This window comes from Micromonospora sp. NPDC049107 (assembly GCF_040648595.1).
Classification (GTDB): Bacteria; Actinomycetota; Actinomycetes; order Mycobacteriales; family Micromonosporaceae; genus Micromonospora.
In genome coordinates, this window is sequence record NZ_JBEZEC010000002.1 from 460,457 (window position 1) to 474,448 (window position 13,992).

The following is a 13,992-nucleotide window of genomic DNA, read 5'->3' on the forward strand; positions in this document are numbered from 1 at the left end:
AACAACTCTGGAGAAGAACGTGGACAAGGCAGGAACAAGAACGCGCTCCACGCCGGCACAGCGGTGGGCTCTGGCCCTCAGCTCACTGGCATCGTTCGTCGTGGTGCTGGACATGCTGGTGGTGGCGACCGCGCTGCCCGCCGTTCAGCGAGACCTCGGCGCTTCGCTCGAAGAGCTCGAGTGGACCGTCAACGCCTACACGCTCAGCTTCGCGGTCCTGCTGATGACCGGCTCGGCGCTGGGCGACCGCTACGGGCGGCGTCGAATGTTCGCGATCGGGCTGGGCCTGTTCGCCGTGGCCTCGGCCGCGTGCGCGCTGTCCACCCAGGCGGGCCCGCTGATCACGGCGCGGGTGGTGCAGGGGGCCGGAGCGGCGATGATCATGCCGGTCGCGCTGGGCGTGCTCAACGGCGCCTTCCCGCCCGAGCGGCGTGGCTGGGCGACGGGCGTCTACGGCAGCGTCACCGGGCTCGCCGCGATCGCCGGACCGGTTCTGGGCGGCGTCATCTCCCAGAACCTCGCCTGGCAGTGGATCTTCTGGCTGAACGTTCCGCTCACACTCATCGCGATACCGCTGGTGCTCGGCCGGATCGTCGAGGCCCGCGGGCCCGGCGGCACACTCGATCTCCCGGGTCTGGCCCTGGCCGCCGCGTCGGCGCTGGGCGTCACCTGGGCGCTGGTACGCGGCAACGCGGCCGGATGGAGCAGCGCCGAGACCCGGTCGACGCTGGTCGGCGGGATCGTGCTCGGTGGCCTGTTCGTCGTCAGGGAGTTGAAGACCCCCGCCCCGATGCTGCCGATGGGGTTGTTCCGCTCACCGGCCTTCTCCGCCGGCAACGCCGCAGTGTTCTTCATCAACGCGTCGCTGACCAGCGCGATCTTCTTCACCGCTCAGTTCCAGCAGGTCGCCCTCGGCCACGGTGCGGTACAGGCCGGCTTGCGGCTGTTGCCGTGGGGCATCGCACCGTTCCTGATCGCGCCACGGGCGGGCGCGCTCACCGATCGAATCGGCGAACGGGCGCTGGTCATCGCCGGCACTCTCCTGCTCGGCGTCGGCATGGGTTGGATCGCGCTGATCTCCGAGCCCGGCATCGGCTACGCCACGACCGCCGTGGCGATGACCGTCGGTGGCCTCGGGTTCTCGCTGGCCCTTCCCGCCGTCACCAAATCGGTCGTCAGCCGTGTCGCGCCGCAGGACATCGGCCGGGCATCGGGCACCTTCAGCACCCTCCGGCAGTTCGGCGGCGCGTTCGGGGTCGCCCTCACCGGTGCCGTCTTCGCCACGGCCGGCGGCTACGCCACCGCTGGCGTGTTCAGCGACGGCTACGTCCCGGCGATGGGCGTCTCCGCCGCGCTCGCCTTCGCGGCCACCGCCGCCGGCGTCGTGCTACCGCGGCACCGCCGCCTCGCGCCGGCCACGACCACCGGGCGTGCCGCACCCGCCGAATCCGCGACGGGATGACCCGGCGGGCAACAGGATGATGAGGCAGGTCGGTCGGGTCACCGCTGGGCGACCAGGCTCTCGTGCAGGGCGCGCATCGAGCGGATCGCCGAGCGGATCTCCTGGAGGTAGCGGCCCGGTGTGAGGGTCTGCTCGGGTAGCACCGCCACGTCGGCCACCGCCGGATCCACCCCGACCGTGTTGATGTCGCAGCCGTAGGGCAGGGCCAGGGTGCGCAGCGCGTCGCAGTGCTGGAACGGCACGTAGATGGGCGCGGTGACCGTCAGCACCTCGTCGCCCGGCGCGAGCCGGACGTGCCCGGCCCAGAACCGCTGGGTGTCGGCGGTGTGCGCCCGCCGCCGGTCCGGTTCGCTGGACGGCGCGGCCAGCACCCGTACCGGTGGCAGGCCTGCCAGCCGGTAGGTCCGCGACGACCAGGAGTGGTGGGGGTGGCCGGCGTCGACACCGGCCTGCTCCGCCGGTGCGGCCACCCCGAACACCCGCCGGACGGCGGTGTCCAGCACGTCGACCTCGGTCTCGTCGGCCGGCAGACCCGCGTCGGCGAGGGTGGCCCGTTCCCACTCGGACAGTGGGCGGAAGCTGCCCAGCACGGCGACCTCGCCCCGTACCGTCAGGCCGGCGCGCAGCAGGTGCGCCGCGTACCCGACGCGCCGCACGCAGGCGTGCGCCAGGCCGCCGAGCACGACCAGATGGGCGTACGCCGACCGGGCCGGCGGTACCGGGTGGACGAGCCCGAGCGCGGCGGCCGCGTCGAGGACCAGCGTCGCGGTGGCCGGATCGAGGTCCGGCTCGCGCGCGTCGGGTCGTTCCCGCCCGCCCCGGAAGTCCCAGTGGCGGGCGGAGAAGTCGTCCAGGAACCGCAGTACCTCGGCGAGGTCGCCGGTGGGCCAGTCGCCGCCGAAGTTCCGTACCAGGCCGCGCAGCGCGGTGGAGCAGACCCAGGCCTCGACGTCGGGCATGATCCGCTCGGCGGCCGAACCTGCCGAGGGGACCGTCTCCGCTTCCTGCACCTGCCGGATGCTACCGGCCGCCGCGGCGGCGTCCGCGGTTGTAGCCGCTGTTTACGCTGGCGGCAGCGGCTGAGGGGGGACTCCGATGACCCGTGACGGTGCGCGTCGGCGGGGATGGGGCGGCACCTCCGCGGGCGGTTTCCTCCGGCTGGTGGCGCACACCGACCCGGTGGCGTTGGTCGGCATCACACTGTCGATCAGCCTCAGCGTCCTGCTCGACCTCACCAACGCGGCCTCCGGGGTGGAGTCGCTGCTGGCCGGCCTGATGGGCATCACCATCTCGCTGCTGGTGGACTCGCTGGCCCGCGCGGAGCGCCGGTTTCACCTACGGACGTTGCTGGACGGCCCGCCGTGGCTCGTCCATACCACCACGGAGGTGGCCGCCGCGATGCGCGCGGCGGCCGAACAGCACGCGGGCACCCGGGTGGCGGTGGAGGCGCAGCGACGCTACGAGCAGTTCCGGCTGGAGGCCGAGCATCTCGCGCAGGGGCGGATCATCCGGCGCGGCGACGAGGACGAGGATCTGGTCGGCGCTACCCGCACCTGCGCGCACCGGCTGGACGCGTTGACGAACGTGATGCCCCGGGCGAGCGGGGAGCTGAGCTGGTGGCGTGGCGAGATCGGCCGCCGCTACTGGGAGGCGAACGTCGATGCCCTGCGACGCGGCGTCCGGATCACCCGGGTCTTCGTGTACGCCACGTTGACCGACGAGCTGTCCGACCTGGTCGGCCGGCAACGCGCGGCCGGGGCCCGGGTGGGCCTGCTGCCCTTCGGCGCGGTGGGTCCGCACCTCCTTGTCAACCTGACGCTCTGGGACTCCGTGAGCTGCTGGGAGGCCCGGATGACCGCCCACGGTGAGATCGGTGAGAACCAGTTCTCGGTCAACCGCACGGACGTCGAGCGTCTCACCCGCGTGTTCGACGCCTGCGTGGGCGCGGCGACCTTCGAGGACACGACGGCGACCCCATGACGTGGAGCGCGGTCCTGCTGGTGACGGCCGTCGTCTGGGCGGTCAGCGTGATCCGCTCGGTGCGGCTCCGCGCGTTGGTCTACAGCCTCCCGTTGCCGATGACGCTCGCCCTGGTCAGCACCCCCTACGGCGTGGACGGCGCGCAGGTGCTCGGTGTGCTGGGGCTGAACCTCTTCTTCGGCATCGTGGCGGTCACCTACCAGCGGCTGCGCTGGCCCATCCTGCTCGCCGACGGCGCGGGGATCGCCGCGTACGTGGCGTTGAGCGCCGGCCTGGTGGCCGTCCACATCCCGTTCGAGGCGGCCCTCGCCGGCACGGTCGCGCTCTGGCTGGCGGCCATGCTGCTGCGTCGCCGTCGCGCCCGCCCGCCCACCGTCGCCGCCGCCGACGAGGCAGCCGCAGGAGGGCGTGCCGCCGGACTGCCGGCGCTGCTCAAGCTGGTGGTCATCCTCGTCGGGGCGATCCTCACCGCGTTGCTCGGCGCGGTGCTGCGGGGCATGGTGGTGACGTTCCCGTACTCGGGGGTGTTGGTCGCCGTCGAGGCCCGACACCAGTTGTCCGAGTTCAGCGGGCACTTCGCCCGCAACAGCCTCGCGCTCGTCGGCTTCCTCACCGCTTACCACTACGTCCAGGACGTCTCGTCGGCCGGCGCGCTGGGGGCGGGCTGGTTGGCCTTCGCGGTGGTCGCCACCGCCCTGCACCTGCCGCCGCGTCCGCGCGGGTCCTGAGCCGGGCACGGGCCAGCCCGGACAGTCGGCCGCGCGACGGCGGACGTACCTGTCAGGTCGTACCCGCTCTGCGCTACACCCTGCCAGTTGTCCGCGCTCGCCGCCGGTGGGAGCGTGCGGTATCCACGAACGCCGCTGAAGGGTGCCACGATGACCGACGACCTGCTGGCCCGGCACCGGGCCGTTCTCCCACCCTGGATGCCGCTGTACTACGCCGAGCCGATCGAGCTGGTCTCCGGCTCCGGCCGCCGGGTCACCGACGCGCAGGGCCGCAGCTACCTGGACTTCTTCGGCGGCGTGCTGACCAACATGCTCGGGTACGACATCCCGGAGATCCGGGAGGCCGTCGAGCGGCAGCTCGCCACCGGCATCGTGCACACCTCGACGCTCTACCTGATCCGTCAGCAGGTCGAGCTGGCCGAGAAGATCGCCCAGCGCTCCGGTATCCCGGACGCCCGGGTGTTCTTCACCAACTCGGGCACCGAGGCGAACGAGGCGGCGTTGCTGGTCGCCACCAATTACCGCCGCTCGCACCAGGTCCTGGCGGTGCGCAACAGCTACCACGGCCGGTCGTACGCGGCGATGGGCGTCACCGGCAACCGCACCTGGTCGGCCAGCGCGCTCAACCCGTTGCAGGTGGCCTGGCTGCACTCCGGTGACCGGGTACGCGGCCTGCTGGCCCGGTTGAGCGCCGACGAGCGCCTCGACGTGGCCGTGGAGGATCTGCGCGAGGTGCTGGCCACCCAGACGTCCGGCGACGTGGCCGCGTTGATCGCCGAGCCGATCCAGGGCGTGGGCGGGTTCGTGCACCCACCGGACGGGCTCTTCGCCGCCTGGAAGAAGGTCCTCGACGAGCACGGCATCCTGTTCATCGCCGACGAGGTGCAGACCGGCTGGGGGCGTACCGGGGAGCACTTCTGGGGCTACCAGGCCCACGGTGTGACCCCGGACCTGCTCACCTTCGCCAAGGGCATCGGCAACGGTTTCGCCCTGGCCGGGGTGGTCGGCCGGGCCGAGGTGCTCGAGGCGGTGCCGGGGATCAGCTTCTCCACCTTCGGCGGCAACCCGATCTCGACGGCGGCCGGCAACGCGGTGCTCGACTACCTGGTGGCGCACGACCTCCAGGCGAACGCGGCCCGCGTCGGTGCGATCCTCGCCGACGGCCTGCGGTCCGCCGTGGGCGGCCTCGACTGCGTCGCCGAGGTACGCGGAAAGGGGCTCATGCTGGGCGTCGAGTTCGTCCGGCCGGGCAGCGGCGAGCCGGATCCGGCGTTGACCAACCGGGTCTTCGAGGCGTGCCGCGACCGTGGTCTGCTCACCGGAAAGGGCGGGCTCTACGGCAACGTACTGCGGATGGGTCCACCGTTGACGCTCACCGAGGACGAGGCCCGCGAGGGCCTGGCGATCCTGGTCGACGCGATCCGCTCGTCGGCGGAGGTGACGGCATGAGCACCGGCGGTCTGGGCGGCGTGAGCACCGGCGGTCTGGGTGGCGTGAGCACCGGCGGTCTGGGTGGCGTGAGCACGGGCGGTCTGGGCGGGGTGAGCACGGGCGGTCTGGGCGGCGTGAGCATCGGCCACTTCGTCGACGGCAAGCGGGTCGGCGGCACGTCCGAGCGACGGGGTGACGTCTTCGATCCGGCCACGGGTCGTCGTACCGCCGAGGTCGAGCTGGCCTCGACCGCGGACGTGGACGTCGCGGTGCGGGCCGCCGCCCAGGCGGCCCGCACCTGGCGCGACGCGTCGCTGGCCCGGCGGTCCGCCGTGCTGTTCGCCTTCCGGGAGTTGGTGCACGCCCGCCGGGACCGGCTCGCCGAGGTGATCACCGCCGAGCACGGCAAGGTGCTCGCCGACGCCGCCGGCGAGGTGCAGCGCGGCCTGGAGGTCATCGAGTACGCGTGCGGAATGCCCGCGGCGCTGCGCGGTGCGTTCAGCGAGAACGTGTCCACCGAGGTCGACTCGTACACGATCCGGCAGTCGGTCGGCGTGGTGGCGGTGATCTCGCCGTTCAACTTCCCGGTGATGGTGCCGCTGTGGTTCGTGCCGGTGGCGGTGGCCTGCGGGAACGCGGTGGTGCTCAAGCCGAGCGAGAAGGACCCGAGCGCGGCGCTGCTGCTGGCCGAGTGGTTCGCCGAGGCCGGCCTGCCGGACGGGGTGTTCAACGTGGTCAACGGTGACGCCGAGGCGGTCGACGCGCTGCTGGACCATCCCGAGGTGCGCGCGGTGTCGTTCGTCGGCTCCACCCCGATCGCCCGGCACGTCTACCAACGCGGCACCGCCGCCGGTAAGCGGGTGCAGGCGCTCGGTGGGGCCAAGAACCACCTGGTGGTGCTCCCCGACGCCGACCTGGACCTGGCGGCCGACGCGGCGGTCAACGCCGGGTTCGGCTCGGCGGGGGAGCGGTGCATGGCCATCTCCGTGCTGGTGGCGGTGGAGCCGGTCGCGGACGCCCTCGTGGAGCGGATCGCCGCCCGGATGGCCGGGCTGCGCACCGGTGACGGCCGGCGGGGCTGCGACATGGGGCCGCTGGTCAGCGCCGCGCACGCCGAGCGGGTGCGGTCCTATGTGGACGCGGGTGTGACCGCCGGGGCGGTACCGGTCGTCGACGGGCGGGAGGTGACGCCCGACGGCGACCCGGACGGCTTCTGGCTCGGCCCGACCCTTTTTGATCGGGTGACCCCGGACATGTCGATCTACACCGACGAGATCTTCGGGCCGGTGCTCAGCGTCGTACGGGTGGGCTCGTACGACGAGGCCGTGGCACTGGTCAACGCCAGCCCGTACGGCAACGGCACGGCGATCTTCACCAACGACGGCGGGGCGGCCCGCCGCTACCAGCACGAGGTGGAGGTCGGCATGGTCGGCATCAACGTGCCCATCCCGGTGCCCATGGCGTACCACTCGTTCGGCGGCTGGAAGTCGTCCCTCTTCGGCGACCTGCACGCCCACGGCGAGGACGGGGTGCGCTTCTTCACCCGGAGCAAGGTGGTCACCAGCCGGTGGCTGGACCCGCGCCACGGTGGCGTGAACCTCGGCTTCCCCACCCAAACCTGACCGATCCCGATCACCCACCCCCCACCCCTTCCCCCCCCACCCCCACCCCCACCCCCACCCACCGCCCGATCTCGGTGATCAAGAGGTTTGCGTCATGGAACGCGCTCCTGCTGACGCAAATCTCTTGATCACCAGGTTGGAGGCCAGGGGCCGGCCAGCCTCTGTCAAGATCCGCGCAACTACGGGGAAACTGCTGCCTCAGCGCGTCTTGAGGCAGCAGTTTCCCAGAAAGTGCGCGGATCTTGTGCGGCGCGGGCGGAGGGGGCGGGCGGAGGGGGCGGGCGTAGGGGTGAGCGCGTCGAGGCGCATCTGGAGGGTCGGGCGTCGCCTTGATCGTGCTCGATCCTGGATGTAGTCCCCTCCTCGCGGTGTGAGGCCACTACATCCTGGTTCGAGCGCGATCAAGGGGGTGGGGCCGCGCGTGCGGGCACGGTCGCACAGCGGTGTGGCGGCGTGGCGGCGGGACGGCGTGTGCGGGCACGGTCGCGTAGCGGCGGGACGGTGTGGCGGCGGGGCCGCGCGTGCGGGCACGGCGGCGTGGCGGCGCGGGTGGTCAGGGGGTGGGGAAGAGGAGGGTGTGTAGGGCTGCCGGGTCGGTGACCTCGGGTAGGTCGCGGGCGGCGAGCCAGGCGGCTGCGGCCGCGCCGTCGCCGGCGGTACGCAGGGGCGCCGTCGGCCAGCGTCGACCGATCTCGGCGCGGACGGCGCTGGCGAGCGGGGTGTCCGCGATGAGCAGTCCACCGCCGAGCACGACCGGCGTCGTCGACTCCGCCGAGCGGATGCGGGTGACGCTCTCGGCCAGGTGGGCGGCGGCCTCGGCGATCAGGGCGGTGGCGACCGGCTCGCCGTCGGTCGCCGCGGTGACGACGAGCGGCGCCAGCCGGGCGAGGTCGATCGGCGGTCGTTGGGTGACCGCCTGGATCGTGGCGTCCACCGTGTCGCGGGGGCGGGGGGCCACGTCGGCGCTGCCCAGCAGTTCGGTGAGCACGGCCGCGCCCAGCCTGCCCGGGGTGTGACCGGCGTCCAGGTCGGCGAGGAGTCGGCGGACCGCTTCGCGGCCGAGCCAGAAGCCCGATCCGGCGTCGCCGAGCAGCCAGCCGTGCCCGTCGGCGACCCGGTCGAGCCGCAGGTCAACGACCTGCGCGGTGATCGCGCCGGTGCCGGCGATGAGGATCGTCCCGTTGGGCTCGGCGGTGCCGGAGGCGTAGGCGACGAGGGCGTCGCCGTGCACGGCGTACGGGCAGCGCAGGCCGGCGTCGTGCCAGGCGGAGTCGAAGGCGGCGCGTCCGGCGGGGTCGGCGAGCAGACGGGGTGCGCCGGCCAGCCCGATGGTGCCGGCGGCCACCCGGGTCGGGTCGACGTCGGCGAGCGCGGCGCGCAGCGCGGTCAGCACCTCGGCGGCGGCCCGTTCGGCGCCGTGGCTGGTGGGGTTGCCACCCCCGGCCTTGCCGGTGCCGAGGCGTTCGCCGGCGAGGGTCAGGGCGGTCGCCCGGGTGGACGTACCCCCGACGTCGAGACCGACCACGACGGTGTCGGACATCGGCACGGGCCTCCTTGCGCTGCGCGGTCACGGGCCTGTTCATGCTGGTCGGCACGGCCGTGGAGGGCAACTCCGGGAGGGCCCGGACGGCTGTGCGCCAGGTAACAGTTTGAAAACTTCGCCCACAGTCTTGACACGGAGGGCCGTTCAGTAAGAACTTTTACCACTAACAGTTAACAGTCTTTTCGGAAAGGTGAGGCGTCCCATGGTTGATCACGAGGTGGACACCGCCGCGGGGACCGCGGTGGTCGACGCCCACGCGATCGACCGAAGGAGCGCGGCCTCCGACGGGGTGCTGGCCCGGGTGCGCAACGGGCTCGGCGAGCTGACCGGCGCGCTACGCCGGGTCGCCGAGCACGTGCTCAGCGACCCCGAGGCCGCGGCGCGCTCGACCATCGTGGAGCTGGCCGAGCGCAGCGGCACCTCACCGGCCACCATCACCCGTTTCTGCCGGGCCATGGGCTTCGAGGGGTACGCCGACCTGCGCCTCGGGATCGCCGCCGAGACCGGGCGGGCCCGCTCGGCCGGCTGGACCGTCGACATCGGCCGCGAGATCCAGCCGAACGACCCCCTCGGTCGGGTCCTCGACCAGATCATGGCCGCCGACACCCGGGCCATGCACGACACCGCCGCGCTGCTCGACCTCGGCGAGGTGGAACGCGCCGCCGTGGCGATCGCCGGCGCCACCCGGGTGAACATCTTCGGGGCCAGCGGCAGCGCCCTGGTGGGCGAGGAGATGCAGTTCAGCCTGCACCGCATCGGGGTGGCCGCCTGGGCGTGGAGCGACGTGCACGAGGGGCTGGCCAGCGCCGCGCTGCTCGGCGTCGGCGACGTCGCGCTCGGCATCTCGCACACCGGCCAGACCCGGGAGACCATCGAGATGCTCGCCGAGGCGGGCAGCCGGGGCGCCACGACCCTCGCCCTGACCGGCTTCCCCCGCTCGCCGTTGGCCGAGCTAGCCGACATCGTGCTGCTCACGGCCAGCCAGGCGACCACCTTCCGGCCGGACGCGCTCTCCGCCCGCCACCCGCAACTGGTGGTGCTCGACCTGCTCTACATCGCCGTCGCACAGCGCACCCACGACCGCGCCCACGCGGCCTTCCGGCGTACCGCGCAGGCCGTCGACGGACACAAGGCCGCCAAGGGGGTCCTCTCATGATCAGTGCACAGGGGTACGCGGACGCGGTCCGGCCGGTGCTCGACCGCCTGCTCGACTCGGAGGCCGACGGGATCACCCGGGCCGCCGACCTGATCACCGACAGCCTGCGTGCCGGCGGCGTGCTCCAGGCGTTCGGGGCCGGGCACTCCGAGGCGTTCGCCGCCGAGCTGGTCGCGCGTGCCGGCGGGCTGGTCCCCACGAACCGGCTCTCGGTACGGGACCTGGTGGTGCACGGCGACGCCCCACGCGACGTGCTCGCCGACCCGAAGCTGGAACGTGATCCCTCCATCGCCCACCAGATCTACGCGCTCGCGGCGCCCCAGCCGCGCGACGTGTTCGTGGTGGCGTCCCAGTCCGGCATCAACGGCTCGGTGGTCGAGCTGGCGGCGCTGGTCACCGAGCGCGGTCACCCGTTGATCGCGGTCACCTCGGTCGAGCACACCGCGCGGGTGGCGCCACGGCACCCGTCCGGTCAACGGCTCGCCGACCTCGCCGACGTCGTGCTGGACAACGGCGCGCCGTACGGTGACGCACTGCTGCCGCTCGAGGGCGGCGGCGCGGTCTGTGCGGTCTCCTCGGTCACCACCGCGCTGCTGGCGCAGTTGCTGACCGCTGAGGTCGTACGACGGTTCCACCAGGCCGGAGAGGTGCCCCCTATCTACCTCTCCGCCAACGTCCCCGGTGGGGACGAGCACAACATCGCCCTCGAGTCGCGGTACGCCGGACGTCTCCGGCGTACCGCCTGACCCGAATTCCACAAGGAGAGACGACGATGTCGATTACCCCCGAGCACCCGGCCGCGCTCGACCGCCGCACGGTGCTGCGTCGCGCCGCCGCCGTGGGCATGCTCGCCACCCCGGCCATCGGCCTGCTCAGCGCCTGCGCGACGAGCAGCGGCGGTGACAAGGACAGTGAGAAGGCCGCCGAGGGCACCAAGAGCGAGAAGAACCCGCTGGGCGTCAAGGAAGACGCTCCCATCGAGGTGATCATCTTCAACGGCGGTTACGGCGAGAAGTACGCGACCGACGTGCACGAGCCGCTGTACAAGAAGGCGTTCCCCAAGGCGGAGATCAAGCACCAGTCCACGCAGGCCGTCTCCACGGTGCTCCAGCCGCGGTTCGCGTCCGGCAACCCGCCGGAGTTCGTCAACAACTCGGGCGAGAAGCTGATCGACTTCGGCTCGCTGGTCGCCGACGGTCAGCTCCAGGACCTCACCGAGCTGTGGGACGCCCCGTCGGTCGACGACCCGGCCAAGAAGGTCCGCGACACCGTGGTGCCGGGCACCGTCGAGGCGGGCTCGTTCAACGGCAAGCCGTACGTGCTCTACTACGTCTCCACCGTCTTCGGCATCTGGTACTCGGCCAAGCTGTTCAAGGACAACGGCTGGGCCCCGGCGAAGACCTGGGACGACTTCATCAAGCTGCTCACCGCCATCAAGGCCAAGGGCATCACGCCGTACGGGTACGCGGGCGCGAACGCGGCCTACTACCAGTGGAACGTGATCCTCACCCAGGCCGCCAAGATCGGCGGCACCGACGTGCTGAAGAACATCGACAACCTGGAGGACGGCGCCTGGAAGCAGGACGCGGTCAAGCAGGCGGCCACGGCGTGGGCCGAGGTCGGGGCGAAGTTCAGCGACAAGAGCTTCGAAGGGCTCAAGCACACCGACGTGCAGCTGCGGCAGAACCAGTACAAGGTGGCCCTGTACCCCAGCGGTGACTGGCTGGAGGGCGAGCAGAAGAAGGACACCCCAGCCGGCTTCGACTACCAGCTCATGCCGGTGCCGAGCCTCACCGCGTCGGACAAGCTGCCGGCCACCGCGCTGCGGGCCACCGCGGGCGAGGGCTACTTCGTCTCGGCCAAGAGCAAGAACCCCAAGGGCGGTCTGGAGTACATGCGCCAGATGCTGTCCAAGGAGGGCGCGAAGGGCTTCACCGAGGTGGTCAAGGCCCCGACCGTGGTCACCGCCGGTTCGGAGGGCTTCGCCTTCCCGCCCGGTGTGGCCAGCTCGCAGGCCGCTCTCAAGGCGGCCGGTCAGGACGTGTTCAACCTGTACTTCGACGGCTGGTACAAGGAGCTCGACACGGAGGCGCGCAGCGCCACCAACGAGCTGATGTTCGGCCGGATCAACGCGGACGCCTTCGTGGAGCGGATCCAGAAGCGCGCCGACGCGATCAAGAAGGACAGCTCGGTCGCCAAGTTCAAGCGCTGATCGATCGGAGCTAGGGTCATGCGGCACGGCAAGTATCCCTTCGTGGTCGGGTTCCTGTTCCTCCCGGTCACGCTGTACGTGACATTCGTGATCTGGCCGTACGCGCAGGCGTTCCAGATCTCGATGACCAACTGGCGAGGGCTCTCCGCCCCGCAGTGGGTGGGCTTCGACAACTACCGGAGGCTGCTCGACGACGGCGCCTTCTGGAAGGCGGTCCAGCACCACGGCGTACTGCTGCTTGCCCTGCCGCTGATCACGATCGCCATCGCGCTGTTCTTCGCCTTCCTGCTCAACGTGGGTGGCAAGAGCAGCGGCGGTCAACGCCAGGGGGTCTGGGGGGCGAAGTTCTACCGGGTGGTGTTCTTCTTCCCCCAGGTCCTGGCGGTGGCGATCATCGCGGTGCTGTTCCAGATGGTCTACCGGCCGAACGAGTCCGGTCTGATCAACGGTGTGCTGATGAAGTTCGGCCTGGAGCCGATCCTCTTCCTCATCAAGCCGAACCTGGCGCTCTGGTCGATCATCGCGGTGCTGGTCTGGCAGGCCGTCGGCTTCTACGTGGTGCTCTTCTCGGCCGGGATGGCCTCCATCCCGGGCGAGATCTACGAGGCCGCGGAGATGGACGGGGCGACGAAGGTGACGCTGTTCTTCCGGGTCACCCTGCCGCTGCTCTGGGACACCCTCCAGGTCGCGTGGGTCTACCTGGGCATCGCGGCGTTCGACGCGTTCGCCATCGTGGCCGTGCTCTCGGTGGACGGCGGTGGCCCGGACGGCGCCACCACCGTCCTGGCCATGGAGATCTACCGCAACGCGTTCGTCTACTCGAAGTACGGCTACGCCTCCGCGATGGGCGTGGCGCTGTTCTTCCTCACCCTCACGTTCGCGGCGCTGACGCTGCGGCTCACCAAGCGGGAAAGCGTGGAGTACTGATGAACCCGCAGTCGACGCTGCCGCCGACGCCGGCGGCGCTACCGCCGAAGACCGGCGATCCGTCCGCGACCGGCGGCCGGCGGGGCAGGGGCCCCCGTTCGGAGGTACGGCTCTTCGCCAGCCTCGGGCACATCGCGCTCGCCGTGTGGGCGGTGATCGTGATCGTCCCGATCCTGTGGACGTTCCTCGCCGCGTTCAAGAACACCAGCGAGATCTTCAGCAGCCCGTGGACCCTGCCGGCCGAGCTGCGCTGGGAGAACTTCGGCCGGGCATGGACCAAGGCGAACGTCGGCCGGTACTTCCTCAACAGCGTCTTCGTGGTCGCGTGCAGCACCTTCGGCACCATGCTGCTCGGCTCGATGGCCGCGTATGTGCTGGCCCGGTACAAGTTCTGGGGCAACCGGGCGATCTACTACCTGTTCGTCTCGGGGCTGGCGTTCCCGGTGTTCCTGGCTCTGGTGCCGCTCTTCTTCGTGGTCAAGCAGCTCGGCATGCTGGACACCTACCAGGGCGTCATCCTGGTCTACATCGCCTACTCGCTGCCGTTCACGATCTTCTTCCTGGCCGCGTTTTTCAAGACGCTGCCGACTTCGGTCGCCGAGGCGGGGATGATCGACGGCGCGGGGCACACCCGGCTGTTCTTCCAGGTCATGATGCCGATGGCGAAGCCGGGCCTGATCAGCGTGGCGATCTTCAACATCATCGGCCAGTGGGCGCAGTACCAGCTTCCGTTGGTGCTGCTCTCCAACGCCAAGGACAAGTGGGTGCTCACCCAGGGCATCGCCGACATCTCGGTCAACGCCGGCTACGAGGCCGACTGGTCCGGGCTGTTCGCCGCGCTGACCATCGCCATCCTCCCGATGATCATCGTGTACGCGGTGTTCCAGCGGCAGATCCAGGCGGGGCTCACCTCCGGCGCGGTCAAGTAACT

Annotated in this window: 12 protein-coding genes; 10 read left to right on the forward strand and 2 right to left on the reverse strand. The window is 71.3% G+C overall.

The window, feature by feature from the left end:
* Positions 1–19 precede the first annotated feature (19 nt).
* A complete protein-coding gene (locus AB0B55_RS07255) occupies positions 20–1,462 on the forward strand; it encodes an MFS transporter (protein WP_357128165.1) in 1,443 nt (480 codons plus the stop codon).
* Between the two features lie 38 nt (positions 1,463–1,500).
* On the opposite strand, the gene AB0B55_RS07260 is transcribed toward AB0B55_RS07255, so the two are convergent.
* Positions 1,501–2,472 (reverse strand): hypothetical protein, encoded by a 972-nt coding sequence (locus tag AB0B55_RS07260; protein ID WP_357170925.1) that lies wholly within the window; start codon positions 2,470–2,472, stop codon positions 1,501–1,503.
* 85 nt (positions 2,473–2,557) lie between these two features.
* Between AB0B55_RS07260 and AB0B55_RS07265 the strand changes: the two genes are divergently transcribed.
* The 4 genes from AB0B55_RS07265 (at position 2,558) to AB0B55_RS07280 (ending at position 7,223) form a co-directional block, all read left to right on the forward strand.
* Positions 2,558–3,442, forward strand: a complete 885-nt coding sequence (locus AB0B55_RS07265; protein ID WP_357128171.1) for a hypothetical protein — start codon at positions 2,558–2,560, stop codon at positions 3,440–3,442.
* Positions 3,439–4,170: a hypothetical protein gene (locus AB0B55_RS07270; protein ID WP_357170927.1), complete on the forward strand. Its 732-nt coding sequence runs from the start codon at positions 3,439–3,441 to the stop codon at positions 4,168–4,170. Before AB0B55_RS07265 ends, AB0B55_RS07270 begins: the two co-directional genes overlap by 4 nt.
* Before the next feature lie 150 nt (positions 4,171–4,320).
* Positions 4,321–5,619 (forward strand): aspartate aminotransferase family protein, encoded by a 1,299-nt coding sequence (locus AB0B55_RS07275; RefSeq protein ID WP_357170929.1) that lies wholly within the window; start codon positions 4,321–4,323, stop codon positions 5,617–5,619.
* Between the two features lie 116 nt (positions 5,620–5,735).
* On the forward strand, positions 5,736–7,223 hold the full coding sequence (locus tag AB0B55_RS07280) for a CoA-acylating methylmalonate-semialdehyde dehydrogenase (RefSeq protein ID WP_357171228.1): 1,488 nt from the start codon (positions 5,736–5,738) through the stop codon (positions 7,221–7,223).
* A 553-nt stretch (positions 7,224–7,776) separates the two neighbouring features.
* Here the strand turns inward: AB0B55_RS07280 and AB0B55_RS07285 are convergent.
* Complete coding sequence (locus AB0B55_RS07285) at positions 7,777–8,763, reverse strand: BadF/BadG/BcrA/BcrD ATPase family protein (protein WP_357128179.1); 987 nt, start codon at positions 8,761–8,763, stop codon at positions 7,777–7,779.
* Between the two features lie 205 nt (positions 8,764–8,968).
* On the opposite strand from AB0B55_RS07285, the gene AB0B55_RS07290 reads away from it, so the two are divergent.
* From AB0B55_RS07290 to AB0B55_RS07310, 5 genes are read left to right on the forward strand one after another with little or no spacing between them, the layout of a single operon-like run.
* A complete protein-coding gene (locus AB0B55_RS07290; RefSeq protein WP_357128182.1) occupies positions 8,969–9,922 on the forward strand; it encodes a MurR/RpiR family transcriptional regulator in 954 nt (317 codons plus the stop codon).
* Positions 9,919–10,668, forward strand: a complete 750-nt coding sequence (locus AB0B55_RS07295) for an SIS domain-containing protein (RefSeq protein WP_355052754.1) — start codon at positions 9,919–9,921, stop codon at positions 10,666–10,668. The genes AB0B55_RS07290 and AB0B55_RS07295 overlap by 4 nt, the downstream gene beginning before the upstream one ends.
* A gap of 26 nt (positions 10,669–10,694) precedes the next feature.
* Complete coding sequence (ngcE, locus tag AB0B55_RS07300) at positions 10,695–12,134, forward strand: N-acetylglucosamine/diacetylchitobiose ABC transporter substrate-binding protein (RefSeq protein ID WP_357128186.1); 1,440 nt, start codon at positions 10,695–10,697, stop codon at positions 12,132–12,134.
* Between the two features lie 18 nt (positions 12,135–12,152).
* Positions 12,153–13,061, forward strand: coding sequence for a sugar ABC transporter permease (locus AB0B55_RS07305; RefSeq protein WP_357128190.1), 909 nt, complete (start codon positions 12,153–12,155; stop codon positions 13,059–13,061).
* Positions 13,061–13,990, forward strand: a complete 930-nt coding sequence (locus AB0B55_RS07310) for a carbohydrate ABC transporter permease (protein WP_357128193.1) — start codon at positions 13,061–13,063, stop codon at positions 13,988–13,990. The genes AB0B55_RS07305 and AB0B55_RS07310 overlap by 1 nt, the downstream gene beginning before the upstream one ends.
* Positions 13,991–13,992 lie beyond the last annotated feature (2 nt).